The 26,071-nt window shown below is 47.0% G+C and carries 19 protein-coding genes and 1 tRNA gene; 13 read left to right on the top strand and 7 right to left on the bottom strand.

All coding sequences use genetic code 11. The features are described 5' to 3' along the window. Nucleotides 1–19 precede the first annotated feature (19 nt). Nucleotides 20–3,028, top strand: coding sequence for a hypothetical protein (locus ACO6VG_RS07360; RefSeq protein WP_422473314.1), 3,009 nt, complete (start codon nt 20–22; stop codon nt 3,026–3,028). A gap of 376 nt (nt 3,029–3,404) precedes the next feature. Here the strand turns inward: ACO6VG_RS07360 and ACO6VG_RS07355 are convergent, their stop codons facing one another. Continuing rightward, on the bottom strand, nt 3,405–3,887 hold the full coding sequence (locus tag ACO6VG_RS07355; RefSeq protein WP_422473312.1) for a hypothetical protein: 483 nt from the start codon (nt 3,885–3,887) through the stop codon (nt 3,405–3,407). A 458-nt stretch (nt 3,888–4,345) separates the two neighbouring features. Between ACO6VG_RS07355 and ACO6VG_RS07350 the strand changes: the two genes are divergently transcribed. Next, nucleotides 4,346–4,969, top strand: a complete 624-nt coding sequence (locus ACO6VG_RS07350) for a class I SAM-dependent methyltransferase (RefSeq protein ID WP_422473310.1) — start codon at nt 4,346–4,348, stop codon at nt 4,967–4,969. Here the strand turns inward: ACO6VG_RS07350 and ACO6VG_RS07345 are convergent. Together ACO6VG_RS07345 and ACO6VG_RS07340 are read right to left on the bottom strand one after the other, a co-directional pair. Further along, nucleotides 4,966–5,988: an HNH endonuclease domain-containing protein gene (locus tag ACO6VG_RS07345; protein ID WP_422473308.1), complete on the bottom strand. Its 1,023-nt coding sequence runs from the start codon at nt 5,986–5,988 to the stop codon at nt 4,966–4,968. The two genes, ACO6VG_RS07350 and ACO6VG_RS07345, sit on opposite strands and share 4 nt — an antisense overlap. A gap of 564 nt (nt 5,989–6,552) precedes the next feature. Beyond that, entirely contained in the window at nt 6,553–6,744 is a 192-nt protein-coding gene (locus ACO6VG_RS07340) for a hypothetical protein (RefSeq protein WP_422473306.1), read from the bottom strand. A gap of 219 nt (nt 6,745–6,963) precedes the next feature. On the opposite strand from ACO6VG_RS07340, the gene rhtB reads away from it, so the two are divergent. Both rhtB and ACO6VG_RS07330 read left to right on the top strand, forming a co-directional pair. After that, nucleotides 6,964–7,575 carry a homoserine/homoserine lactone efflux protein gene (gene rhtB / locus ACO6VG_RS07335; protein WP_422136325.1) on the top strand — a complete coding sequence of 204 codons (612 nt, stop codon included), beginning with the start codon at nt 6,964–6,966 and terminating at the stop codon, nt 7,573–7,575. A 415-nt stretch (nt 7,576–7,990) separates the two neighbouring features. Further along, nucleotides 7,991–8,066 (top strand) — tRNA-Thr (locus ACO6VG_RS07330). 117 nt (nt 8,067–8,183) lie between these two features. Here the strand turns inward: ACO6VG_RS07330 and ACO6VG_RS07325 are convergent. Next, nucleotides 8,184–8,381 carry a type I restriction enzyme endonuclease domain-containing protein gene (locus ACO6VG_RS07325; RefSeq protein WP_422137057.1) on the bottom strand — a complete coding sequence of 66 codons (198 nt, stop codon included), beginning with the start codon at nt 8,379–8,381 and terminating at the stop codon, nt 8,184–8,186. Nucleotides 8,382–8,590: 209 nt separating this feature from the next. On the opposite strand from ACO6VG_RS07325, the gene hsdR reads away from it, so the two are divergent. From hsdR to ACO6VG_RS07295, 6 genes are all read left to right on the top strand, one after another. Further along, nucleotides 8,591–11,038 (top strand): EcoAI/FtnUII family type I restriction enzme subunit R, encoded by a 2,448-nt coding sequence (gene hsdR / locus ACO6VG_RS07320; protein WP_422473304.1) that lies wholly within the window; start codon nt 8,591–8,593, stop codon nt 11,036–11,038. 376 nt (nt 11,039–11,414) lie between these two features. Next, nucleotides 11,415–13,127 carry an N-6 DNA methylase gene (locus tag ACO6VG_RS07315; protein WP_422473302.1) on the top strand — a complete coding sequence of 571 codons (1,713 nt, stop codon included), beginning with the start codon at nt 11,415–11,417 and terminating at the stop codon, nt 13,125–13,127. Next, a complete protein-coding gene (locus ACO6VG_RS07310) occupies nt 13,127–14,848 on the top strand; it encodes a restriction endonuclease subunit S (RefSeq protein WP_422442062.1) in 1,722 nt (573 codons plus the stop codon). Before ACO6VG_RS07315 ends, ACO6VG_RS07310 begins: the two co-directional genes overlap by 1 nt. Nucleotides 14,849–14,850: 2 nt before the next feature. Further along, a complete protein-coding gene (locus ACO6VG_RS07305; protein ID WP_422136315.1) occupies nt 14,851–15,081 on the top strand; it encodes a hypothetical protein in 231 nt (76 codons plus the stop codon). A gap of 148 nt (nt 15,082–15,229) precedes the next feature. Then, nucleotides 15,230–16,510: an IS4 family transposase gene (locus tag ACO6VG_RS07300; RefSeq protein ID WP_422476263.1), complete on the top strand. Its 1,281-nt coding sequence runs from the start codon at nt 15,230–15,232 to the stop codon at nt 16,508–16,510. 93 nt (nt 16,511–16,603) lie between these two features. Continuing rightward, complete coding sequence (locus ACO6VG_RS07295) at nt 16,604–17,548, top strand: Abi family protein (protein ID WP_422136314.1); 945 nt, start codon at nt 16,604–16,606, stop codon at nt 17,546–17,548. A 521-nt stretch (nt 17,549–18,069) separates the two neighbouring features. On the opposite strand, the gene ACO6VG_RS07290 is transcribed toward ACO6VG_RS07295, so the two are convergent. Together ACO6VG_RS07290 and ACO6VG_RS07285 are read right to left on the bottom strand one after the other, a co-directional pair. After that, nucleotides 18,070–19,350, bottom strand: a complete 1,281-nt coding sequence (locus ACO6VG_RS07290) for an HlyD family type I secretion periplasmic adaptor subunit (protein ID WP_422473300.1) — start codon at nt 19,348–19,350, stop codon at nt 18,070–18,072. Next, nucleotides 19,350–19,955 carry a hypothetical protein gene (locus ACO6VG_RS07285; RefSeq protein WP_422136312.1) on the bottom strand — a complete coding sequence of 202 codons (606 nt, stop codon included), beginning with the start codon at nt 19,953–19,955 and terminating at the stop codon, nt 19,350–19,352. Before ACO6VG_RS07285 ends, ACO6VG_RS07290 begins: the two co-directional genes overlap by 1 nt. 218 nt (nt 19,956–20,173) lie before the next feature. On the opposite strand from ACO6VG_RS07285, the gene ACO6VG_RS07280 reads away from it, so the two are divergent. Genes ACO6VG_RS07280 through ACO6VG_RS07270 form a run of 3 tightly spaced genes read left to right on the top strand, consistent with a single transcriptional unit; the run spans nt 20,174 to nt 23,971 of the window. After that, on the top strand, nt 20,174–21,445 hold the full coding sequence (locus tag ACO6VG_RS07280; RefSeq protein WP_422139528.1) for a TolC family protein: 1,272 nt from the start codon (nt 20,174–20,176) through the stop codon (nt 21,443–21,445). A gap of 60 nt (nt 21,446–21,505) precedes the next feature. Further along, the gene (locus tag ACO6VG_RS07275) at nt 21,506–22,957 is read left to right on the top strand and encodes a hypothetical protein (RefSeq protein ID WP_422136310.1); all 1,452 of its coding nucleotides are present in this window, start codon (nt 21,506–21,508) and stop codon (nt 22,955–22,957) included. A 3-nt stretch (nt 22,958–22,960) separates the two neighbouring features. Beyond that, nucleotides 22,961–23,971: a M23 family metallopeptidase gene (locus tag ACO6VG_RS07270; RefSeq protein ID WP_422139526.1), complete on the top strand. Its 1,011-nt coding sequence runs from the start codon at nt 22,961–22,963 to the stop codon at nt 23,969–23,971. Here the strand turns inward: ACO6VG_RS07270 and ACO6VG_RS07265 are convergent. After that, nucleotides 23,935–26,040, bottom strand: a complete 2,106-nt coding sequence (locus ACO6VG_RS07265; RefSeq protein ID WP_422139525.1) for a peptidase domain-containing ABC transporter — start codon at nt 26,038–26,040, stop codon at nt 23,935–23,937. The genes ACO6VG_RS07270 and ACO6VG_RS07265 overlap by 37 nt on opposite strands. Nucleotides 26,041–26,071 lie beyond the last annotated feature (31 nt).

Below are 26,071 nucleotides of genomic sequence, written 5' to 3'. Positions count from 1 at the left end.
AAAAGCCCAGCAAGCCTACATGACCCAGCTGGCAGCAAACCAGGCTCTGAAAAAGCTGGGCCAGTCAGAAATCGATGGTGCTTTTGAACGGCAGAAGAAGAAAACACTGGAGAGAGCTGCTCAGCACCAGCTGGATACTGCCATCAGTGAGAATACACCCTATCTGGCCAATGCTATCAAGCAGCTGAACAAGCAGAAAGGCAGTGCCGGACTCAGCTCCACAGAGCTATTAGCCAAAGCAAAAACGAAAGCCACCAGCATCGAGCAATCCGTACTCCTGAATCAGTACAAAAAAGCCAAGGTCAGTGACAAGCAGCCCAGTGCCAAAGCTCAGGCAGCCTACGACAACCTCCCGGGAGAAGCTCAGTTAGCCATTGACGATGCCATCGAATTAAAGACAGGCCAATATCAGGCAAAGGCAACTCTGAAAGACATTAAAGACAACCCAAAGGGACAGACACTCAAGCACCAGATACTGCAAAAGCTCGAGAAGTCAGGTGAGGCAGAAAATCTGACTCCGGTGAAACTGCTCCAGCTGGTGGAAGAACAATACAAACTTGAGCAAGCGAAGAAAGAAGTCGCTGCCAAGTTATCTGGCTACAAGAAAAAAGTGCTGGAAGGCAAGCTGCCAACACCCGGACAGCAAGCTGCTTTCAACAGCCTGGATGATGCAGCGAAAGATACGTTTCTGGCCAAAGTGGATGTGGCCAAGAAAGCTGCTGCCAGTGAGCCAGTAGTCACAGTACCGAAAAAGACAAAGCAAACCACCTCAAATCCGGTCGAGAAAACAGACCCAGCACCCACCACTGTGGAGCCACAGGCAAAAGCGCCGGAGTGGTCAAACCTTACCAAGATCGGCAACCAGAAAGGCTCCAATCCAGGAGGCATCTACCAGGACACAACGACGGGCAAGAAGTACTACGTCAAAGAACCCGCCAGTGAAGATATGGCTCGCAATGAAGTATTGGCAGCCAAGCTGTATGAAGCTGCAGGTGTGGATGTGCCAACCCTGCATCTGATGAAAGAAGGCAAGACAGTACGCATTGCCTCCGAGATCATAGAAGACCTGCAGCAGGATGGCAGTCAGCTTGCCAACGGGAACATTCAGGGAATCAACGACAACTTTATGGTGGATGCCCGGTTAGCCAACTGGGATGTGGCCGGTCTTGGTTATGACAACCTGCTCATCAAAGGCAGCAAGGCCATTCACATCGATGTGGGTGGAGCCCTTCGCTATCGAGCCCAGGGTGGTCTGAAAGGGCAAGCATTCGGCAAAGAAGTACTGGAAATTGAGAGCCTCAGAGATCCGGGCATGAACCCACAGTCTGCAGCGGTCTTTGCCAATGTCACCAAAGACGACATGGTGGCAGGTGCCAGGAGAGTACTCAGCCTCAGCAGTCAACAAATAGAAGAAATGGTAGAAGCCTACGGACCGACCACGAGACGAGAGCGAACCAAACTGGTCAACACTCTGCTGGCCAGACAAAAATATATCGCCAAGCAATTCCCGCAAGCCGTTCAGAAAAAACAGGCTCAGCCAGCAACCAGCACTCCGATCACTCGACTGGAACATGAGCAGATCAAAAACAGTCGATCCAACGGTTATGCCATAGCCACTGACAAAGACGATATTGAAGACCACAACGTCCTTCTGTATCACAAGCAAAGCCCGGAAGGTAAACAGCAAACAGGTGCCTACTTCAAGCTCATGCCTGCTGCTATGAGAAAGCTGGAGAGAACACTCAGCCAGACTCAAGACGGCAAGCAGTTTGATGACCTTCATGGCTTAATCATCAAAGCGGTTAAGTCAGTCGCCCACAGAGCAGACAACGACATGGCACTGGAACCTCATGTTTTTGGATATATTGATGCTGCTATTGAACGATACGAGGAGATTCAAAAAATACTCACAGAAGACGTCGCTAAAAAACTACGCCCTAATAAAGATCTGACGGACTTCAACAAGAAGACAGAACCCTTCATTAGTCGACTGTCGCAGGTTCGAAACCATCAGGTTTCTGGCGAGATACCGAGCTGGGACAAAACTCTTGGCTTCTATAAGAAGTTCACTATTAAACCAGCCAAGTCCGGCGCAAAGACTAAAGGCCTGCAATGGCAAAAGAAGAACACTGAGTATGGCCTTTCAAGCTTCGACAGAGGTCACCAGAGACATGGGAAATCAAAGGAGTTAGTGGGTACCAGCCATTACGAAACTAAAGTGAATGGTGCCACCATACGCTTTTGGCCCCAGGGAGAATATGACGTGCGCTTTGCCCTGCAGGGCAGAGTGGAAATTGAGGTACCCGGCAATAAGCAGGACGATGCACTCAAGATCTTTGATGCCATCAATGAACTGGGCATAGACAGCCAGCGGACTTCTGCACTGGATATTGAGGAACTCTATCTTGATAAGCTGTCCTACATCCACAAGCAGGATAAGAAACTGTCCAACCTGACCAAGGGAATGGATGACCAGCAGGAACGCATAGATCTGAAGCTCAGTTCACTCAGCGAAACATTAGAGTTGGATCTAAAGAACAGCCCTTCCTATCAATCCATGGGGCAACATCAGGCATTCGGTCATGGTCGCAGAGTTCACTATCGACCTGAGGTTCTGGAAGACAAAGCCTTTAAAGGTTTTGAAAAGGACTATCGAATATTCCATGAGAATACTGCTGAGAAAAACATCGTTGAAACCCTGAAGAACGTCCTCAGCTCAGGCGGTCAGATGGCATCTACCACCGATAAAATCCGTAGAGGCATAAAGCTGGGTGGAATGTCGTACTCCGAAGACCTGTACTCTGGTGGTGCCAACTACTTCTTTACCAGGATTCGAAAAAAGAATACCGCATACGAGAAAGAGGGATTCGTCTGGAAATCAAAACAGGCAGCCAGAGTGGATGCCATATCCTACAGTCACGATGCCTACGGTCGAACTGCTGATCATTACGTTCAACAGCACAGAAAAACAGATATCAGGCAACTCAAAGCCATATCAAAAGAACCAATTAATTTGGTAAGTTTTTGAATTATAAGGCTGTGGTAGTATCTTCAGGTGCTAGTGTCCGAAAGGGCGTGGAAGTTCGAGTCTTCTCCTGGGCACCAATCCTCAAGATCTTGTCGTGTGATTCATGGCAAGAAAACCGGTAAATTCCCGGCTCTCTCATCTCTCTTCCTTTTTATTCTCTCTCATCCTTTACTTGCTGGTTTTTCCGGATTTGAGCCTTCTTCACTTCCAGTATTTTGTGGCCGGATACTAATCCTTCATGGTCAGGCAAGCATTTGGCTTTCAGATCGTGGAAGTACTATCTTTCTGTAAACAGTTCTGATGTATACCTGCACTACGCCAGTAAATCAGCGGCTGTCGTAGACAAGCCGCTGGATTTTGCTATTAAATGACGTGGTTATTTTTTGAGATGATTCACGATGATGGCAAGTGTTTCTTCAATCTTGTCAAAGCGCTTATCGTGCTCGTCGAAGCGTTCATCAATCCTGTCAAAGCGCTTATCGTGTTCGTCAAAGCGCTTATCGTGTGCGTCGAGTCGTTTATCAATCTTGTCAAAACGCTTATCTTGTTCGTCAAAACGCTTATCTTGTTCGTCAAAACGCTTATCTTGTTCGTCAAAACGCTTATCTTGTTCGTCAAAACGTTCATCAACTCTCTTAAAGCCTGCAAGTGTTGCTTGTGTCAGTGCCGAAAGATCAGATTTAACCCTGATAACCTCAGATTTGACCCCTGCAATATCCAACTTTAAGTCTGCAATGTCATGCTGGTTAGTCATAGCAATGCTCTGTGTGTCTGCGCAAACCTTCACCAGACTGTGCATGTTAGCGTCCATCTGTCTATGTTGCTCCTCAAGTCTTTCAACTCTTGCCTCAAGGCTCATACATTTACCTTTACAGTTTGTTGTGTGAGCGATGAGCTTAGTAGACAATCGAGAGTGTCACAAAGGCACTTGGCAAAATTATTGACCGCCTGTTCACAGGCATCGGTTGATGCCCAGAGCAGGGTGGCATTCATTGCTGTTAAAAGATTTTTGACCCGCCCAGTGTGACCTGCATTATTTTGACATCCTCCACGACTGATTCAAAGAAATCAGTGGTGAAGGATGTCAAACACTACAATGTCTGACTATGCAGACCAGGCTCCTTACCCACCACCTTGGTGCACAGTTGTATTTCATTGGCAGACAAAAAGTTGCCTCTTTGCTTTATAAAGCGAGTACGGATCAGTGCAGACCTGCTTAAGAAATGACATTATTTACAGGCAATCCCTAATGAAGAGCTGCAGGCTTTTTATAAAACGCCATGTTATTCATTCCGAACCTCATTCGGTATTATCAACATGATAGATTTACTGCAAAACACTACAAGCCAAGCCATGACCACCACCTCAGATTTTTACCAGAAAAATGCGCTGCAATTTTATAGTTCAACTGTTGGCGTTGATGCTCGGGAACTTTATAAGTTTTTCCTACCATTGATACCCAATGGAGGGCATATCCTTGACGCTGGTTGTGGTTCAGGCCGGGATGCCAGAGCTTTTCTTAACCGGGGCTACAAAGTCACTGCATTTGATGCCAGCGCCAATCTTGCAGCAATGGCCTCTCAACTAACGGGTCTGACAGTTCAGACTTGCCTGTTTAATGAGTTTCAAACAAAACGACAGTTTGATGGAATCTGGGCTTGTGCCTCCCTGCTTCATGTTCCTTACTCAGATCTGGCTGCAACCATTAACCATCTGGCTGGTTTTCTGGTCCCGGGCGGCTATTTTTACTGTTCCTTTAAATACGGGCAGGGTGAGGCATTACGGGATGGACGTCATTTTACGTATATGGATGACGCTCTATTACAAAACATGCTGAGCTCAACTGAGCTATGGATTCACAACAGCTGGACCACCCGTGACCTAAGGCCAGAAAGAGCCACTGAGCAATGGCTAAATGTAATTTTAGGCCTAAATGATTAAAAGATTCTCGATCCACGAGGTTCGGGCTTTTTCCAACTATGCAGAAGTTGAAATTTAGCCTGATCGTAGCTGTGCTGGAGGAATGCTTTACGTAATGCTTCTGTTTTGCCTGTTTGTTGAATCAAAGTCTCTCTGATAGGCAGATGGCTGTTGATAAAATACTCATTTCTGGCATGAAGTCTGTACAGATAGTCAATATGTGGAAGCTGAGCAAACTTACCATCCTCCCCCCTGTTACAGCTCTGACAGGCAAGAACAAGGTTCCAGATACCATCAATAGTGGGTATGTACTCTCTGATTGACCATGGAAAAAAATGGTCTACATCAGCAAGGTCGGTCGCCCCTGATTGAATGGATATATGATCAAAACAGTAAAAACATCTTCCTTTCTGGTAGCCGTTCAAGCTGTCTCTGGAGCTGGTAATGTTTACCCTGCGGTCATTCAGATGAGTGAATAGTTGCTTGCTATGGTGGTCATGCTCAACACGCAGGAGATTTCTTGCAAGGCCTGACTGCCAGGCACTTTCTACCAATCGCCAACGAGCATCGGTTTCGGGTTTTATGCTGTTTATGGCTTCTGATGCCATGAGGGTGTAAAAATTTTCTGTAAGTCGGATGCCTTTGTTAGTCGTTTTACGCTCATCTATGAAAAAGCGTTTGTCGACTTCACGACGATTAACATTGTGAAAGGCGTCAATGACATTTTGAAAACCGAGTCTTACTGTTTGGGCACAGAGATAATCCTCATCAACCCTACCAAGATTGAAATCTGAACATGCTGACAGAAACTTACTGGATCTTGATGTCGTCTGTTTTGGTGCCTCTTTCAGATGCTCACAGATATGGCGAGAGAATGGGCCTGCCAGCTGTTCCAGAGAGATAAAATCATCGCTTGAGTTGGACAACTCATAAAGAGAACAGGCAAGGGCAAATTTGTAAGAAGCTACATTGTTGCCGAAAAGAATAATGCTGCGCCAGTAATTATCAAGCGAAGGTTCAACATCGTAAAATTGAGACACTGCACCCCCCCAGATCGTCCATAAATGTGTGGAAAGGCATTATTTAATACTTTTTGAAGTTATAATTTTATATGTAATTATATTTAATTATATGTAGATATTGCTACACAAGTACCAGGTAGCCTTCGGATCGATTTTTGATTAAAGAGGTAAAGGAAATCAGCAGTAGAAGGTGTTACTGATGAACTGAGCTCGATTTTGGCTCTCTTGAAATTTTTGGAAGATTCCCGTTGGTGAGTTTTACAGTGTGCTTTGCTGAGTTCTCGCAAAAGACAAATGTCGTTCACTCTGATAGATGCTGACTATGCTATCCGGCCTTTTTCGTAGGTATGTGATCGCGATTCATCCCAATATTTTAAAAAGAATGTTAATCACCGTAGAAACCTGAAACTGCCACTGACAGAGCCGCGCTATCGCTTTTCTTCAGTAGCTAATCGTCTTAAGCCTCCAATGAAGATGCAGTTGTAATGGCGACCTGCTTTCAAAAGAGGCCAATGTCACAGGTTTTCAGGGTGTCTGGTCGCTTTGGGTTCTATCATCAGCTTCATAAAGGGCTGACAGGACTCAGGTTAGATAACAGGCATTGTTCAGATACTTTGCCCTGATATTATTCAGCACCTGATCACCGGTTAGTGTTTTGCCCTCTGACTCATCTTTAGCACCGAAAGACAATAGCTTCAGCAGTGCGATAGCTTCTTGCCTGCGCTCTCTATTCTCAAAGGATTCAATGATGTAAACCTTGCCATTTGGTTTCAAGACGATTCGCTCTTTCAAGTCCGGGTTAGCCGCTTTCTTTTTACGAAGCTGAACGGTTCAATTCTCATCACTTTGCCTCTTGTCTGTGGCCTATTGGTCCATATATATCTTTTACTATCGGGATGTGACTATTTACTCTTGCACGGCTTTAAGCTTTCATCGATTAAAAACCATCGGGCCTACTCTAGAAAGACTTGGCTTTCTAACCTGGAATCTTCAATGGAACTTAATACCTGGCTGACTTTTCTGGCCGCAACCATCATTATCAGCTTAACGCCGGGAGCCGGTGCGGTTAATACCATGGCCAACGCCATTCGCTCAGGGCTGATCCGGACCCTGCCATCCATCATGGGACTCCAGGTCGCTCTGATTATATTTCTGATTGTCGTCGCTGCCGGTCTTGGGGCCATCCTTGCAGCCTCAGAGACACTGTTTACCCTGATCAAGTGGACAGGCGCTCTTTACCTGATTTTCCTGGGCATCATGAAATGGCGTGAAGCACCCAATGAGTTTTCGGTCGAAAGCCAAATCCGCACCAGCAAGAAAAAATCCTTTGCCAGTGCCATTCTGGTGAATCTGACTAACCCCAAGGCCATTGTTTTTCAGGCGGCTTTCCTGCCGCAGTTTATTGATCCTGCTCTGACACTCTGGCCCCAATACCTGATTATGGGAATCACTATGATCCTGGTTGATAGCCTGGTCATGCTGGGTTACGCCAGCTTCGCCCTAAAGCTGATGCCATTTCTGAAAAAATACGGGAAGCTGCAAAACCGACTGTTTGGCTCAATGTTTATAACCTGCGGCGGGCTTCTGGCTGCCAGTCAGCGATAACTGTTCCAACGCACTATGGTCAATGTCTCACAAAAGGAAGGGGAAACCTCCGGTTTCGGAAAATACCTAGCCATGGATAATAGGAATCGTCAGCAGGGAACAGGACGTTCGTAAAGTCAGGAAGACTTTAGCTGACAAGGATTACTTCAGGCAGGACGCCTCGGGATACTCAGGAAGACTTGAATACCGCAGGAAGCGGACAAAGCAGGAAGCTTTGAAGTCAGCATTCAGATGGGAAGTAAATTGAGGCAGGACGCCTGAAGTGGTCAGGAAAGACCAGGATAGCAGGATGCTCGTTTCAGAGCAGGAAGAGGTTTCACAAGGATCGTACAAAAAGCAGACCGCAGGGTCTGTTTTTTGTACCCGGTGTTATTGACAAAGAACCTGCTCATACATATTATGCACCTCGTTCTTTGCCGGTATAGCTCAGTTGGTAGAGCAACTGACTTGTAATCAGTGGGTCCCGAGTTCGACTCTTGGTGCCGGCACCATATATAGCAAAGCCCGTAGCGTTAGTGAACACTACGGGCTTTTTGCTTTCTGAGCTTTTGCGCCTGCTAATGCGCCCTCTTTCCGTCGGAATAGGTCAACACTAGATTAGGGGAAGGTTATCCAGTGCCTTCTATCACATATACCCAACCCACTCTATACGTCTTAAAATGCCTTAACTGCTCAAACACACCCTGATACACTTCATTAAAAACAACCGGAGGATAGCTATTTTTTTGAAGCAGCATGATCAGCTGAACCCCCAGAACTGATTTGAGATTATTCAGGTTGCTCCAGTCTGGAAAGCGAACCTGCATCCAGCCCGATCTCAACACTAGATGCCAGCACCAAACACCAAGAAGTCGACGTACATACAGTTCATTTTTTATCAAACTTTGCCACTCCCATTCTCTTTATTATCACTTGTACAATGATCCCACTATTCAAGCTTTTCGCTCATATTCAGGCTTATTTTCGTGGCGATTCATTGCAGTTTGGGAGGTCTTGACGTGACAGGATCTGAGAGATGAACAAAAAAGAACTATCCGAACGTGATATATGTACCAAATACATCACCCCAGCCATCGAAAAGGCCGGATGGGATATCCAAACTCAAGTAAGAGAGGAAGTAACCTTTACCGCAGGCCGCATCATCGTTCGCGGTAAGCTCCATGCCCGAGGTAAAAAACGTCGGGCAGACTACATCCTCTATCATCAGAAAAACCAACCCATAGCGGTCATCGAGGCCAAAGATAACAAGCACAGCATGGGCTCCGGAATGCAGCAAGCCCTGAGCTATGCAGAAGCACTTGATATTCCCTTTGTGTTCTCCAGTAATGGAGATGGCTTCAAATTTTACGACCGCACGGGTAATGCAGATCAAACCCAAACAGAGTTGTCCCTTAATGAATTCCCTTCGCCTGGTGAGCTATGGAGTCGCTACTGCCAGGCAAAAGAATTAGACGAGCCAGCTCAAAAAACCGTCAATTACCCTTATTTCGATGATGGTTCCGGGCGCACTCCGCGCTACTACCAGGCAAACGCTATTAACCGCACTATTGAAGCCATTGCCAAAGGCCAGAATCGAGTTCTACTGGTCATGGCAACTGGAACCGGGAAGACCTATACCGCTTTCCAGATCATCTGGCGGCTCTGGAAATCTGAAAAGAAGAAGCGCATTCTGTTTCTTGCCGACCGCAATATTCTTGTGGACCAAACCAAGTCCAACGACTTCAAACCCTTTGGCCCAGCGATGACCAAAATTGAAAAGCGCCAGGTCAACAAAGCGTTTGAGATATATCTGTCGCTCTATCAGGCCGTTTCAGGCAATGAAGAAGAAAAAAACATCTATAAACAGTTTGATCCTGATTTCTTTGACCTGATTGTCATAGACGAATGCCATCGTGGTAGCGCCCGTGAAGACTCTGCATGGCGAGAAATTCTGGAATACTTTTCCTCTGCAACACACGTTGGTTTAACCGCCACCCCAAAAGAGACGAAGGAAGTCTCCAATATCCATTACTTTGGTGAACCTGTTTATACCTATTCTCTAAAACAAGGGATTGAAGATGGCTTCCTGGCACCATACAAAGTCATCCGATTTGATTTCGATATTGATCTTGAAGGCTGGCGACCACAAAAAGGACAGATCGATAAGTATGGCAACCTGATTGAAGACCGCATATTCAACCAGCGGGATATGGACAGAAACATTGTCTTTGACGAGCGAACCCAACTGGTAGCGCTGAAGGTTACTGAGTATTTGCAGAAAACCGATGAGTTTCAGAAGACCATCGTTTTCTGTGACGACATCGATCATGCTGAACGCATGCGGGAAGCACTGGTGAATTTGAACCCGGATCGGGTGAAAGAGAACCGCAAGTATGTGATGCGGATTACCGGTGATAACGAAGAAGGCAAGGATGAGCTGGATAACTTCATTGACCCCGAATCCACTTATCCGGTCATCACCACGACAAGCAAGTTGATGACGACCGGTGTGGATGCCAAAACATGCAAGCTGATTGTTCTCGATCAGAGCATCCAATCCATGACTGAATTCAAGCAAATCATTGGTCGTGGCACCCGTATTGATGAAGATCACGGCAAACACTGGTTCACTATCATGGACTTTAAAAAAGCCACTGAACGTTTTGCCGACAAAGACTTCGATGGCGAGCCGGTACAGATATTCAAGCCTAAGCCAGGTGAGCCCATTATCCCGCCAGAGGATGAACCTGAAAATCCCGAAGGAGAAGGTGGCGGAGGAGGAATAGAGGAAGATCCGCCGATCATCACTGATCCACCCAGCGAAATAACACCGGAACCTGAGCCAGAACCCATACCACCCGGAGGGAGCGATGAAGGCGACCCTGAACCACCGCCGGAGCCACCCCGCATCAAGTACCATGTCAAAGGGCAGGCGTTTAAAGTCACCAAATATCGAGTTCAGCATCTGGATGCCAGCGGCAAACTGGTCACCGAATCCATGCACGATTACACCAAACAGTGTGTCGTAAAGCAGTATGCCAGCATGGATGATTTCCTCCGCAAGTGGTCCGCTGCCGACAAGAAAAAAGCCATAATTGATGAACTGACAGAACTGGGTGTTTTCTGGCAGGAGTTACAAGATAATGTCGGCGAGAAACTGGGAACAGAATTGGACCCGTTTGACTTGATCTGTCACATTGCATTTGACCGGCCAGCCCTCACTCGACGGGAGCGTGCCAATAATGTGAAGAAGCGAAACTATTTCAGCCAATACGAAGGGGTAGCTCGTCAGGTGCTGGAAACATTACTCGACAAATACGCCGATGTCGGCATCGAGCCAGTGGAAGATATGACTATTCTGACGGATCAGGCATTTAGCCAGATAGGTGCGCCCATAGAATTAGTAAGAGCGTTTGGTGGCAAGTCTCAGTACCAGAAGGCGTTTAAAGAACTGGAAGAGCAACTGTATTATTTGGATAGGTAGTACCTTGACACAATGACAAATGTTAAACATCCATCGTTTAAAGCATTCCTTGATTCACTGCTTACCAGCGACGATATTGTCAGCAAACTACGATCCCAGCCTGCTGACAGCTTTACCGTGAGTCGAAGTGGCATACTATTGCCGACTTACTACAGCATTACCCTGACTTACTGGAAGCCCTTAATGGCTACGCTTTCAAGGGTTGGGATAGCTCTATCGCCTTCTCCGACAGTCAGCTCAAAGCCTGTTATTTGATTGATGAAGACTACATCAATGAAGGACGGGCGTTCGTTTTATTTAACCTGATTGCAACAAGCTGGTTTCACCTGTCCGAAGTTAGCCATCAGGCCGTTTACTGGGAAATTTCTGAAGACCAATGAGTATCACGAGTACGATCAAATCCATTCAGGATCTTATGCGCCAGGACGTAGGGGTAGACGGTGATGCCCAGCGTATTGGTCAGCTGGTCTGGTTGCTTTTTCTGAAAATCTTTGACGACCGGGAGCACGAGTGGGAGCTGTTCAAAGAACACTATGAATCACCTATTCCGGAAGAATTGCGCTGGCGGAACTGGGCCGCAGACCCTGCAGGCATTACCGGTGACAAGCTTAAAAAGTTTATCGACAATGAGCTGTTTCCGGAATTACAAACCCTTCAACCAAAGGGTGATGATCAACGAGCCTTCGTGATTCGCAGTGTATTTGAAGATGCCTACAACTACATGAAGTCAGGCCAGCTGATCCGACAGGTCATTAATAAAATTCAGGAAAGCATCGACTTTAACAAGGCACAGGAACGTCACGCCTTTGGGGATATCTATGAACAAATCCTCAAAGATCTGCAAAGTGCCGGTAACGCAGGGGAATTCTACACCCCCCGTGCCGTTACCGAGTTTATGGTGAGCCAGATCGATCCAAAACTGAATGAAAAAGTCATGGACCCCGCTTGTGGAACTGGCGGCTTTTTGACCTGCACGATTGAGCATAAGCGTAAGCATTACGTTAAAGTGCCCGCCGATGAACAGAAGCTACAGTGCAGCATATACGGTGTAGAGAAAAAGCCTCTTCCTCACCTGCTCGCTACCACCAATATGATACTGCACGGCATTGAAGTGCCCAGCCAGATACGTCACGACAACACCCTTTCCCGCCCATTAACTGACTGGAAAAAAGATGAACGGGTAGACGTGATTGTGGCCAATCCGCCTTTTGGGGGCACAGAAGAAGAAGGGATAGAAAAAAACTTCCCGGCCAATATCCGAACCAGAGAAACGGCTGATTTGTTCATGGCGTTATTTATTCGCCTGCTCAAAGAGAATGGTCGTGCTGCTGTGGTCTTGCCGGATGGCTTCCTGTTTGGCGAAGGCACCAAATCGAAGCTGAAAGAAAAGCTGCTGGAAGAGTGCAACCTGCACACCATTGTCCGTTTACCCAATGGTGTGTTTAATCCCTACACCGGCATTAAAACCAACCTGCTGTTTTTTACCAAGGGGCAACCAACAGAAACCATCTGGTTTTACCAACACCCTTATCCGGAAGGTTACAAGAACTACAGCAAAACCCGGCCCATGCGGGTGGAAGAGTTCAAAGCTGAGCAAGTATGGTGGGGCAACGAAGCGGATGGTTTTGCCAGCCGGGAACAGAGTGAGTTTGCCTGGAAAATAGACTTCAAAACCATCAAAGCTGAAGCCGAAAAAAAGGCACAGCCACACAGAGATAAAGAAGCCGACTACAAGCAACAGGCCAACCGGCTGGAATCCAGCGTTAAGCAGCTAAAAGAAGATCTGAAAACCGTCTCTGTTGTCAGCAAAAAAGCAGCCCTGAACGAACAGATCAGGCAGCAAACCCAGGAAGCCAAAACACTCAAGGCAAAAGCCGACACGGAAAAGAAAGCAGCCGATGCCATCTACTGGCCAATCTACAACCTCGATATCGACAACCCTCATATCGGCGAACAAGTCAGTCATGACCCGGATGAGCTGTTGAGCCAGTACGCTGCTCAGCAGAAGGAAATGGCAGAAACCCGCCGTCAGCTGAAAGAAATTTTGGCACAAGCCCTAACTGGTAACACTGAGAAGGGAGTCAAATGATGTTAAACGCCGTTAGCGAAAACTTTGACCTCTGGGGCAGTGCTCACACAACCAAAAGTGCGTCCGGCCGAGGCAGTAGCAGCAAGCTGGATTTGCATGGCATTAAGAAATTGCGGGAGCTGATTCTGGAGCTGGCGGTTCGGGGAAAGCTTGTGCCGCAGAACTCGAACGATGAACCGGCTTCGGTTTTGTTGGAGCGGATTGCGGCTGAGAAAGCACAGTTACTCAAAACAAAGAAGATTAAAAAACAGAAGCCTGTTCCACCTATTACCGATAAGGAAAAACCTTTTGTACTGCCGGAAGGATGGGTTTGGGTTAGGTTTGGCGATGTGACGTTTAACCGCGATGCCGAACGGGTGCCGTTATCTGTTAGTCAACGCAGAAGCCGCCAAGGAAAGTATGATTATTACGGTGCTTCCGGGGTGATTGATTCAATTGATGGCTACTTGTTTGATAAGCCGCTTTTGCTAATTGGGGAGGATGGTGCAAACCTAATCAATCGATCAACTCCCATTGCATTTATGGCTTATGGTAAGTATTGGGTAAACAACCATGCCCATGTACTGGACGGTATAACAGAAGAATTTTTGATATATCTTGGACTTTTTATCAATGCTATTTCACTGGAATCTTATGTTACTGGTACTGCTCAACCCAAGATGAATCAAGCAAAGATGAATACAATTCTTTTTGCTTTTCCCCCAGAAGCGGAGTTCATTCGTATAACAGCAAAAGTCAACGAACTAATGACTTTATGCGACCAACTGGAACAACAACAAACCAACAGCATCACCGCCCACCAAACCTTGGTGGAAGAACTGCTAGCCACCTTAACCAACAGCACTACTGCCGATGAAGTGGCTGAAAACTGGGCCAGAATTGCCGAGAATTTCGACACCCTGTTCACCACCGACCACAGCGTTGACCAGCTTAAACAAACCGTTCTGCAACTGGCGGTAATGGGCAGGCTGGTGCCGCAGAATCCGGAAGATGAACCGGCTTCAGTACTGTTGGAAAAAATTGCGGCTGAGAAAGCGCAGTTAGTGAAAGACAAGAAGATTAAGAAGCAGAAACCGTTGCCAGTGATTACCGATGAAGAAAAGCCCTTTAATCTGCCCGCTGGTTGGGTGTTTGCTCAGCTTGAGGATATCGTGGATATTCAAAGTGGTATCACCAAGGGTCGCAAGCTAGCTGGAAGAAACCTGATTTCTGTTCCGTATTTGCGAGTTGCTAATGTGCAGCGTAGTGCGCTTGATCTAACTGTGATAAAGGAAGTTGAAATTCCAATCGAGGAAAAGGAAAAATACGAAGTTATCCCCAGAGACTTGCTCATTACTGAAGGTGGTGATTGGGACAAAGTAGGTCGTACATCGGTTTGGTCTGGAGAGCTACCTTATGTCGCTCATCAGAACCATGTCTTCAAAGCCCGAATCTTCCTCAAGGAACAGAGCGAAGACTGGATTGAAATGTATCTTAATGCTCCGTTCGCAAGGGCTTATTTTGCAGGTTCCAGTAAACAAACTACCAACCTAGCATCCATCAACAAAACACAACTCAGAGGGTGTTTAGTTGCAATACCACCTGCGAAAGAGAAAAGTCGCATCGTTTCAAAAGTTAATGAGTTGATGGGGTTTTGCAACACCCTAAAATCCCAAATCCACCAAACTCAAACCACCCAGTTACAACTGGCCAATGCAATGGTCGAACAAGCAGTCGCCTGACAGTGAGGCAAGGAACTCAGTATGGCAATACAACAAGGCATCTGGAAAATGGGCAAAACCTGCCCACTGCTCCATTGGATAACGAAAACCAGCTTGAAGAGCAGGTATTTCAAGATATATCCATTCTGAACCCCGACTGCTTGCTGATCGTTCGTCAGGGTGCTCAAACGGGCTTGGGATATAAGGGATTAAAGTCACTTGATATTGATATTTTATGTTGGTGCAGGATCTAGCAGGTCACTATCTTAGGGTAGACATTAAGCTCAAAAAAGATTCATTTCTAGCGGCAGAACTCACCTTGAACAGCCAAAATAAAGCTTCGCGAAAAGTATCAAGGCTGAACAAGATGAGTATCGCAAATAATAGACTAGTTGAAAAAAACTGCTGACGTGTTTCGACCGGTCTGAACTCCTCAGCATGGCGGAGCAGCTTGGTTTTACTATACGACAGCGAGATATCCGCCCCTTGGACTTTATCCTTTCACTGATTGCTGCCCTCGCTGGTGATGGAAGCTGCGATACTCAAGCCGATCTCCACCGAAAATTTAATGAGTTGACGGGGCTGAATGTCTCCTATCGTTCCTGGGCAAATCAAGCTAAAAAAGACGCGATGCCTGCTCTTGTCCTCTGGCTATGGTTGCAGTGTCTGGAAATCTTTTCGCGCAAAGTCATGGCGTTTGATGAGGACAGTCCATTTTCAGAGTTTGAGCACATTCTGATTCATGACGGCTCATCGCAAGCTGTCTACGATGCCCTAAAGGAAACATTTCCCGGCAGGTTCTCAACGGTCAGTCCTGCTGCTGTCGAACTTCATACGACAATGGATCTTCTTACCAACAATCTGGTGCGCGTGCAGCTCACTGAAGATACCCGTTCAGAAAGAGACTGTCTGCCACCACTGCCAACCTCCATGGCCAATATCCTGATGCTGATCGATGCCGGTTATTTTGAGTTGGAACGCTTTGCTGCCATTGATGATCGGGAGGGGTCTTTTATCTGCAAGGCACCTCAGAGTATCAACCCGACGATACTCAGCGCAGTACGGGAGGATGGCAAAAATCTCAATCGCTACAAAGGGAAAAAACTTAAGGAGGTGTTGTCTGGCTTCCCTAAAGATCAATGCCTCGACCTGGATGTAGAATGGCCAGGATTCAAAGCCTGGCCATATCGTTTGGTTGTCCGCTGGAATGACAGGAAACTGAAATGGGTATTCGTTGTAAGCAACCTTAACCGGGTTGAGTTCACCCTGAGTGAAGTACTTCAGGCCTATCGTCTACGATGGCAAATAGAGCTTATCTTCAAAGAGATCAAGTCCTATTCAGGGTGGCATCGTTTTAACACTAAATCAGCGACACTGGTGTTTAGCCTGATTCTGATGTCCTTCGTGGTTGTGACGTTGAAAAGGTATCTTGCCCATGCTGCTCAGGCGAACCTCTACGAAAGTGGAGCCATTGAAGAAATCTCGACGCATAAGGCGATGAAAAGTGGAACCCGGCTGTTTGGTAATGTCATTTTATCCCTGATGAATGCAGGAAAGTCTCTGCTCTCACATACAAGGAAGCTGCTGGACTTCTGGGCAGATAATGCGAGACGTGAACACCCTGCACGAGATGGTTGTTCGGGGCGTACAAGATTAGGACTTTGTGCTGTGGGTGGGGCTTAATGTCTACCCTAAGAGGTCACTATAGTATCCTGTTAGTGAATAACACGCTGGCAGGTTGCCAAATAAAAAATCAGGCATAAATACTGAGGTTCAATGGTTTACGAACGTCCCTGGAAAACTTTCCAGCAACAACTGGATTTGTTGGTCTCCCGTAATCTGGTGGTTTCAGACAAAACTGCTGCACTTAATCATCTCCAGCGCATTGGTTATTACCGGCTGAGTGCCTACCTCTATCCATTCCGGGTCTTTCGCATTCAGCCAAATTTCCAAGTGGTTAAAGAAAACGAGTTTGTTGCAAACACACACTTTTCTGATGCCGTGAATCTCTATATTTTTGATAAGAACTTACGGCAATTGATGCTGGATGCACTTGAACGGATTGAAGTGGCTTTGAGGGTCGATATCGCTTATTTGCTCGGTGAGCGAGATACCTACGCTTACAAGAATATTGACCAGTTTCATCCGACGTTTGCAGGAAAAAATAAGCGACATGCTAACTGGCTGAAAAAATATGAAAATCTGCTGAAACGATCAAAGGAAGATTTCGTTAAGCATTATCGTCACAATCATGGTGCAGACTTACCCATTTGGGTTGCTATAGAGGTCTGGGACTTCGGGGCCATGTCGCAGCTGTTTTCGATGATGAAAGTGCCTGATCAAAGGAAAATTTCCTCAAAGTATGGGGTGACAGACTTCAAGGTATTTTCCAGTTGGTTACGCTCGTTGAACTACCTTCGTAATCTCTGCGCTCACCACAGCCGCCTTTGGAATCGCAATGTGATTGATCAGCCGAAATTACCCGCTCCGGGTGAGATTAGCTGGTGTGACCATTACCTTGGAAAGAATGAACTGATATCCAAACCCTTTCTGCTGATCAACATTGTTGCTCACCTGTTGAGTATTATTTGCCCTGCCACGAAATGGCACGACAGACTTATACAGCAGTTGGATGAATTCCCTGAAATCAAGTCCGACAGGAAGGTGTCAATAAACGATATCGGGCTACAGGATGGGTGGAAAGGACTTATAGGAAGGTAAAAATAAGAACCCCCGCGTAGGTTGCAAGCAACGAAGAGGCGGGGGCCGTGTTACCCGAAATACTAGCTCATCAGGTGGGTAAGTCAACTTAAAATCATTCAAAATGTTAAGTTTCTTTCAATACTCATTCAAAAATACCAGATGTTGTACGTCAGCCCAATTACCACCAAAAGCAAGAGTTTTATTGGGTTGAAGGTGTGAAGCCCTGCCGGTATCTCTGGTGCTAATTGCCCCGTCACACCTCCGTTGGGACGTTGTAGCATTACAGCCTGCAACAGAGCGTGCAAATATTATAGACAAAGGATGGTTGAACCGGCTTGTGTCAAGTTAAGTGTACTTTCCGGACAGACCACAGCACGACGCTAAGTCACTGATCTATCGTGTCCAATTAACTTATTTCTGCTCAATTGGACTTAGTGTAAAACAAAGCCTAGCCTTTACTTTACTCAAAATAAGAAGTAGAGGAGTGAAGTGGTCTAATGATATCCTGATGACAGCCACGAGTATTTACACAATTTGAATTACAATGTCGCAGTAAATTCAATGGATTCAGACAAGGGCCCCAGTAAATAACCGAGCAGCGTGCGTTTGCCTGCCAGAATATTTAGTTCAACGGTCATGCCGGGAATCAACTGATTATTTTCACCAAACCCTGAGCTTTCCGTCTCAATCATCGCTTTATAGTAATGCTTGGCCGTGACACTATCTAAATAGGTGTCAGCACTCACCTCCAGAACCTTGCCCCTTAGAGAACCATAAGTCGTGTAATCGTAAGCAGAAACCCGAACATTTACCGACTGACCGGGCCAGACTCTGGCTCTGTCATGTGGGGCCACCATGGCTTCGACCATCAGGGGAACGCCATCCGGGACTATCTCCGCCAATATCGAACCCGGTGAGACGACCTCGCCGATAGTATTGACATGCAGGGTATGCAAGGTACCCGTAACCGGTGCTGCCACTTTTTTACGGATCTCCCGTTCACTGGAAGAACGAATCTGTGCCTGAATCTGGGTAATTTCTAATCGGACCTTGTTGTAATTGTGCTGTGCCTCTTCACGAAAATCCGTCATCAGCTTGGTTTTCTTTAAGCGCAGCTCAGACAGGTTGGCATTAATGACCGGAATCTGCTTCGTTGACTGGTTGATTCTGGTCTCGATTTTCAGCAACACCATCTTTTTTTCCAGTTGATTATGAATCGAACCAGCACCCTCTCTGAGAAGCGTCGTCAATATATCTAACTGCTTCTGAGCGACTGCCCGCTCGTTTTTCATATCCTTGATGACCTGGTCAAGCTCAGATAGCTGGGCTTCCTCTTTGCTGATCTGTTGCCGAACAATGGAGATTTGTTCGCTGAGCTTTCTGGCACGTTTTTTATACAACTCGTGTTCGTTAAGGTAGTGCTCGTTATTTCGAGCCGTTTTTTTACTGGCAGTGATCAGTTCTTTACCCGTCATTTCCGCATACAATCGTTGCGCTTTTGCGGTCAGCCCTATGAGTCTCTGGTTCAAAATGCTGATATTTTCGGTCAGAGAAGGATTCATCACCGAAAACAACACCATGTCTTTATGAATCCGTTGCCCTTCTGTCACGTGCAATTCGGTGAGAATACCGCCTTCGAGATGCTCAACTACACGGTTATTGCTGAAAGTAGTCACCCGACCATGACTTTTGACAACCACGTCTATTTCGACAATAGCTGACCAAACCAGAAAACACAGGACAATAAAAGTGATGGTGAAAATAACGGAATAGCGGGAAATCGAACGAAACCGCATTCGGGTTAACAGCGGCTTCATCATTATTCGCTCTCCAACACCCTGATAACCACCTGGTTTCTTTGCTCTGTACCGGATTCGTCAAGTCTGATCTTGATAAATTCAGCGGACATACCTGCATCAAGAAGAATTTTTCGAACTTGAGAGATTCGATTGAAGGCAATTTCGTAAGAAACCGTTTTTGCCAGACTTCTGCTATTGAGCAAACTGATAACATGGATCGTTTTACCCTGAAAATCATCCATGTTTGCCTGAACCCAGTCTTGCAGCTCTTTGTTTGCGGCTTCAGAAAGCCGTGAATTGAAATCCTCGTACTTTATACGAATGAGTTTACTTTTTATCTCTGTGGATACCTGGCTCTCTAAATTAACACTCAGGGCTTCAGAAACGATTTCTTTCTCAATATCCGCTTCCACCGAAGCCTGCTGACCCGCTTCCTGCCCTTCGGTTGAACCGGCTGCCGCGTGTTCAGCTTCAATTGATGATTGCGCAATATCAAACCCCACCTGAACACTCAGCGCAGAAACGACCATAACCAACACAACAACCAGGAAAACAAAGACCAGCAGAGTGGTCGACAGAGCATCCACAAATCCGGGCCATGGGTTGCTTTCAACTTTTTTAGCCATGGTGCTCCAGTAGCAGGTGTGCGGGAAGGATATTGTCTGACTATCTATCGCCTGTCTGATCTGTTTCTTAATAACCGTCAACCCAAAGCTGAATGTAAAAAGGAACCATCCTTTGCAGTTTTCGTGTTGTGAGCCGAATAAGACTCTGAGACGTGTAGAGTCATTTTGAAAACGCGGGTAAGCAGCAAAAAAAAACAGGACAGGCAGGATCAAATTTTATGAAACTAAAAAGTCTGCTTGGAGTGAGTTCATTACTGTTTCTCTCCCCGGTGAGTGCTTTATCGTTACCTGAAGCGGTTAACAAAGCACTGGCGATTAACCCGACCCTGAAGTCTCTGGAGTCTACGGTTGAGGTTGGAAAGGCACAACTGGACAAGAGTTATGCCGACTACCACCCGAAGATTACCCTTCAGTTAGAAAGTGGCAAGAGCAACAATTCAGACAGTAACTGGCAGCAAAAACGCAAATCATCCGTAACACTTAATCAGGTTGTATACGACTTTGGCCGGATTTCCAACCAGATCAGCGCCAGAAAATACAAGCTGAATTCCTACCAACAGGATCTTGATAACGGGCGTGAGCAGCTCGTGCTGCTCACCTCAAACACCTTTCTGGAGATACTGAAACTCGAGGAGGTGATCGGCTATATCAAGGAGAATATAGCCTTTTACGATCGTTTTCTGGGCATCCTTGAAACTCGAAATCAGACAGGCGCGTCCAGCAAATCTGATGTTCAGCGTCTGACCAGTCTGAGCCAGAATGCCCAGCTTGAGTTGATCCAGTATCAGACGGACCTGACGTTTGCCCGTAAAACCTTTAAAAGCCTGACGAACATTGAGCCAGAAAACCTGACAATTCCTTCACTGGATGGACTGGTTATCAAGCAAACCCCGAAGGAACTGGTCGAATTTGCAACAACCCGGAGTTATCAGATCCAGTCTCTCAAAAAAAACATTGAGTTCGCCAAAGAAAATCGAGACAAAGCCCGTTCCGATCTTTATCCCAAATTTAACCTGAAAATTGAAACCAACAGGGAAAATTCTCTGGATACCAACGGGAAATGGTCAACCACACAGGCTGCCGGTATCACAATGAGTTATGACATCTGGGACGGCTTCAAGGCCCGAAGCAATGTTGATGAAAACAATGCCAAAGTGATGCGGGCTAATCATCAGTTACGAGAGGCTACACTGGCACTGGAAAAAGAGGCAGAGGAAGCTTACAGCGCGATGTTGAAGTTAAAAGATGAGAAGGCCGTCAATAAAGAAGCACTGGAAACCAACCGTGAAATTGTCGATCTCTATTACAAAGAATTTGAATTGGGTGAAAAGACCCTGCTGGACATCACCACAGCCCAGGGGGATTACCACAACAGCAGAGTCCAGAGTGCCGTGTTCCGGTTTGAGTATTACAAAAGCACGCTGAGAATCCGTTATTACCTGAACGATGTCATCAATACTGTACGAAGTCTGGCAGACGAATCGGAATGATGCTTCAGAAGAAAAGCGAGAAAACAACGGGCAACACGGACAAAACAGGATAATAAGGACATGTCTGAGCTGCATATTGCCGACCCGAAAAGAATAGTGAGCTTCATAAGGCGAATGCAGTTTGTCGTCGTAGCCAGTCTGATTCTGGTGTATTTTTCCAGGGATTTTTTTATCACGGCACTTATGTCGAACCTGCCCCTGAACGGTACGATTTTATCGGTGTTCATAATCGGTTCGGTGCTCTGTTTCCTTTATGTGTTTCAACTCAAAGATGATGTTCTGGTGGTTGCCAAACTGGATGAGATCCTGTTTCAAAGCAAAGACGATCTGGACAATAAGAACGACCAAAGAGATAACAACAAGCAAGAGCAGAATGAACCCGTACCCTTGAAGATGCACCTGATGGGGCCAACCGTCACCCTGCTCAAAAACAACGTGGCATCTCTGGGTGTTATCCGACTCTCGGCCCCTGCAACACGGGCCCTGATAGACTCCCTGCAAGACAGTATGAGTGAAAAGTCCGCCTTCATTCGCTACTTCACCGATCTTCTGGTTTTTATCGGGCTACTTGGAACTTTCCTCGGTCTGACCATCACCATTGGCTCCATCGGGGGCATCCTGTCTGATCTGGCGGGTGGGCTAGATGGTGGAGATATTATGGAAACCCTGATCAAGCTGATCAGGGGTCTGGAAGGACCTCTTGGCGGAATGAGCACCGCCTTCGGTTCTTCCCTTATGGGACTGAGCACTTCGTTGGTATTGGGTATTTTTCTGCTCAGTCTCGACAAGGCTGGCCATTACTTCACCTCTGCCATGGAAAACTGGCTGGCTGAGCACACAGTTGAGAGAAATTCTAATGGTGGAGCGGCTGCAACCACCGCCACTCCAGTCCTGGGAAACGGGCAACTGGAGCAGATTACCACCCAGCTCGGCACCATCGCCAATACTCTGAAGAAAATCAGCATTCAGTCTGCAAATGACAGACAGTGGCAAAGCCTGATCGCTTTACTCAAAAATAACCACCTTGAGCTGAAGACTGAGACCTCTCAGCTGTCTGAATCCTTACTGCGAGCAGAACAACATATTGAAACTTCTGCCGAGCTTCAATCGAATCAGTTAGCCCAGACGCAATTGCAACTACAGGAATCAGAAAAACTACGACAGTTGTTCACGACTCAGACCGATGCCAGCACAGAAGCACTGGGGGCCGTCCAGGAGAGCAAGCATCGGCTGGTTCAGATTGTCAACGCCCTGCTGGATGAGCAGAGAGCGCTGGGGCGTAGTCATGTGAAAACCACTGAGCAGGTCTCCGAGCTAAAAGCGTTCATCTCGCAGAAAACAGACGCCTCTGCTACCGAACTTAAAGGCGTCTCTCAGCAGTTACAGGCACTTTCCGATAAGGTTCAGGAAGATAATCAGGACAGCCAAATCAGACAATCACGAATGGAAAAGATGTTCATCTCCATGTCCAGAGCAATTAAGGATGTAAGAGCCAGAATTAAAGGCAAATGAGCAATGAGAGCTCATCGGCATATCATTGCTCTGGTCTGGAGTCTGGCCGCTTCGGCTGACGAGAGTCCGGATTTTATTTTCCCGGTGGCTTGTCGATATGGTGTTGATTGCTTTATCCAGAACTATGTTGATCATGACCCCACTGCTGGCTTCAGCGACTACCAGTGCCGTCAGCAAACCTATGACGGCCACTCTGGTACCGACATCAGGCTGGTCAACCTGCCTCAAATGGATAAGGGCGTTCCTGTGCTGGCAGCAGCCAATGGCAAGGTTGTCGCGACACGAGATGGCATTACAGATACTTATCTGGACCCGGCAAGACGTGAGGAAATAAAACAGATCGGTCTGGGTAATGCCGTTGTTATCCAGCATCGGGACGGCTGGCGCACAATTTATGGCCACCTGAAAAAAGACAGTCTGACCATCAAAAAAGGTGACCGGGTTATCCAGGGACAGCCACTGGGTGAAATCGGCCTGTCCGGATTAACCGAATTTCCCCATGTTCATTTTCAGGTGACACATCACAATAAGACGATCGACCCGTTCATAGGAAAACCGGACAGAGGCAAATGTGGGGATACCCTCAACAGTCAGTGGCTCGGGATCGCAGGCAACAAGGTAGCCTACTTCCCGGGTCGGCTGTTGGATCATGGTTTCAGTCATACCCCCCCGGACAACTACCAGGCGATTGAAACCGGAAATTTTAATGACGGTTCGGGTGACAAAAACCCGCGCCTGTTTTTTTGGGTTCGATTCATCGGGCTGTCAATGGGTGATCAGGTAACATTGAGTTTCGTTGCACCCAATGGCGAACTGATCAGGCAGCATACCTTCCCGAAGCTGAAATCAGGCAAGGCACAGCAATTTTATTACATCGGCATTAATAATCCGGCTATCCAACCGGGTCAAGCGGGTCGCTGGCAGGGAAAAGTCAGACTGAAACGCACCTCGCTCCCTCCCATTAAAAGGGCTTTTGATTATGCAGTCGGTGCTGATGATGTTGCTGACCGCTGATAATTCAGCTCTTTCAGCACTCGACTGCGACTGTCGTCACCGATAATACGACCTTCGGATATCACGATAATCCGGTCCACCAATTGCAGCAGGTTTTGCCGGTGCGTGATAAGAATCAGTGTCTGGTCGTCCTTCAGGATGCCCGGAAGACGCTGACAGAATAGTGTTTCGTTATAATTGTCATAGGCACTGGTTGGTTCATCAAGGATCAGTAAACGACTCTGACGCACTAGCGCACGAGCCAGGCAAAGCGCCTGTCGTTGACCACCGGAGAGATTCTCGCCCCGTTCCATGATTTCATGGGCGTAGCCCCGGGAGCACTTCTGAACAAATCCATCCAGACAAGCCCCATGACAGGCTTCGTCCAGCTTTTTAGTAGATGCTGCACGCTGTCCGAGCATCAGGTTACTTTTCAGTGTTCCGGCGAACACACTAGGCTTCTGCGGTGCCACAGCATAATGGCTGCGGTAATGATCCAGGTTAAGATGCTGCAGATTGCGACCGTCAATCATAACATTACCTTCAGTCGGCTCTACCAGTCCCTGAATCATGCGGATGAGCGTACTCTTCCCTGAGCCGGAAGCGCCCAGTATCGCGACTCGTTCCCCCGGCTCGATCTTCAGACTGATATTTTTCAAAATCTCTGGTTCTGTGGCTTTATATCGATAGGACACTTTATCGAATTCAATCAGTCCTTTCAGGGTTGGAACATTGAGTTTATCGTTGAGGTCATCCTCTCCTGCCAGACCTAACAGTTCGTTAATCTCTTTTAGCGCCTTGATGGAGAAGCTCAGGCGATTCACTGCCATGGCCAGACTCATCAATGGCGCAACAGCCCTGCTTCCAAGAATAATGCAGGCAAACAGGGAGCCAGAAGAAAGGTTACCGCTATGTATCTGGAATACACCCACAATAAGCATACCGATGACCACACTCTGGCTGGCACTTGCCACCAGCGTGTTTAGCAAAACATTAGACTGTTTACTGGCCTGCGATGCCCAGGCAGAAAGGGTTACCAGACTTCGCCAGCGCGCCTGAGTCTTGCGTGTTGCACCGAGTGTTTTAATCGCTTCCAGCTCTGAGCTGACTTCATAGAGAAAAGCACTTTTGGCATTATTGGCCCGGGTCAGCTGACTGGCACGATGTCGTGTACTTCGATAACTGTATATCGCAATCGGTATCAGACAGGCCGCAATGCCAAGAGGAATGAGTGCCATGACGCCACTGATCAATCCTATTACCAGTGTAAACAGAATAAAAAATGGCGCATCCAGTAGTGATAACACTATCGTTCCGGACAGAAATTCCTTAACCCGGGCAAAATTTTCCACGGCATGGGTAATGCGACCCGCAGAGTCCGGCAGTTCACTTTGTTTCAACTGAAGAAGACGCCCCATGATGAACTGTTCGCTGCGTTTTTCAATAATCCGGCAGGCGTCATCGACAAAATAAGTGCGAAGCCAGCGCAAGACAAAATCAAAGATAACCACTACCAGCATACCCATCCCCAGAACCAGGAGCGTATCTGTAGCAAAGGTTGGGATGAGTTTATCGAACACCATGTTGGTGAATAACGGTAGCGCCAGAGTCAGCAGATTGACCATCACGGTCGCCAGCAATACCTGGGCGTAGTGAGGTCGGAGTTCGTTCATCTGTGTGCGAAACCAGGAAGGCATCAATAGCTTGCTGGCAGTGGCTTTTTCCTTGTGTTCACTGAAACAGAAAATCGTGCCGGTATAAACCGATGACAATCGCGACAAAGACAGCCATAACCCCAGAGGGTACTTTCGTGACGCCACAAAATACTCACCGTTGCGAATTTCGGTGATAGTCATGAATTTTTTTTTCTTTAACTGAATGATGCAGGGTAAGTCATCTTCTGTAATATCAATGAGTTCGCTGTGTTTTTTCCTCATGTCCAGGCCACAGTAGGCGGCGGCCTGTTTAAGACGCCAATGATCAAACTCCTGACCTTCCCGTGTGAGCGCCTCTAAATCCTCACTGACAACATCGGCACCCATATAATGGCAAACGCTGAGGAAACAATCTTTGAGGTGAAATTTAAGCATACGAGGCGCTCTTTTATTTATCCTGGCGCCC

This window comes from Endozoicomonas sp. ALB032 (assembly GCF_049310125.1).
Classification (GTDB): domain Bacteria; phylum Pseudomonadota; class Gammaproteobacteria; order Pseudomonadales; family Endozoicomonadaceae; genus Endozoicomonas_A.
Note: the sequence above shows the minus strand (reverse complement) of the source record. Positions and strands in the feature narration are given on the sequence as shown.

What these genes read in the sequence shown, in the direction of transcription:
- hsdR (WP_422473304.1), top strand. Translation starts at nt 8,591, where the DNA reads ATGAACAAAAAAGAACTATCCGAACGTGATATATGTACCAAATACATC.
- ACO6VG_RS07275 (WP_422136310.1), top strand. Translation starts at nt 21,506, where the DNA reads ATGTCTGAGCTGCATATTGCCGACCCGAAAAGAATAGTGAGCTTCATA.
- rhtB (WP_422136325.1), top strand. Translation starts at nt 6,964, where the DNA reads ATGGAACTTAATACCTGGCTGACTTTTCTGGCCGCAACCATCATTATC.
- ACO6VG_RS07280 (WP_422139528.1), top strand. Translation starts at nt 20,174, where the DNA reads ATGAAACTAAAAAGTCTGCTTGGAGTGAGTTCATTACTGTTTCTCTCC.
- ACO6VG_RS07295 (WP_422136314.1), top strand. Translation starts at nt 16,604, where the DNA reads ATGGTTTACGAACGTCCCTGGAAAACTTTCCAGCAACAACTGGATTTG.
- ACO6VG_RS07360 (WP_422473314.1), top strand. Translation starts at nt 20, where the DNA reads ATGACCCAGCTGGCAGCAAACCAGGCTCTGAAAAAGCTGGGCCAGTCA.
- ACO6VG_RS07290 (WP_422473300.1), bottom strand. Translation starts at nt 19,350, where the DNA reads ATGATGAAGCCGCTGTTAACCCGAATGCGGTTTCGTTCGATTTCCCGC.
- ACO6VG_RS07310 (WP_422442062.1), top strand. Translation starts at nt 13,127, where the DNA reads ATGTTAAACGCCGTTAGCGAAAACTTTGACCTCTGGGGCAGTGCTCAC.
- ACO6VG_RS07325 (WP_422137057.1), bottom strand. Translation starts at nt 8,381, where the DNA reads ATGCAGGTTCGCTTTCCAGACTGGAGCAACCTGAATAATCTCAAATCA.
- ACO6VG_RS07285 (WP_422136312.1), bottom strand. Translation starts at nt 19,955, where the DNA reads ATGGCTAAAAAAGTTGAAAGCAACCCATGGCCCGGATTTGTGGATGCT.
- ACO6VG_RS07355 (WP_422473312.1), bottom strand. Translation starts at nt 3,887, where the DNA reads ATGAGCCTTGAGGCAAGAGTTGAAAGACTTGAGGAGCAACATAGACAG.
- ACO6VG_RS07270 (WP_422139526.1), top strand. Translation starts at nt 22,961, where the DNA reads ATGAGAGCTCATCGGCATATCATTGCTCTGGTCTGGAGTCTGGCCGCT.
- ACO6VG_RS07315 (WP_422473302.1), top strand. Translation starts at nt 11,415, where the DNA reads ATGAGTATCACGAGTACGATCAAATCCATTCAGGATCTTATGCGCCAG.
- ACO6VG_RS07350 (WP_422473310.1), top strand. Translation starts at nt 4,346, where the DNA reads ATGATAGATTTACTGCAAAACACTACAAGCCAAGCCATGACCACCACC.
- ACO6VG_RS07265 (WP_422139525.1), bottom strand. Translation starts at nt 26,040, where the DNA reads ATGCTTAAATTTCACCTCAAAGATTGTTTCCTCAGCGTTTGCCATTAT.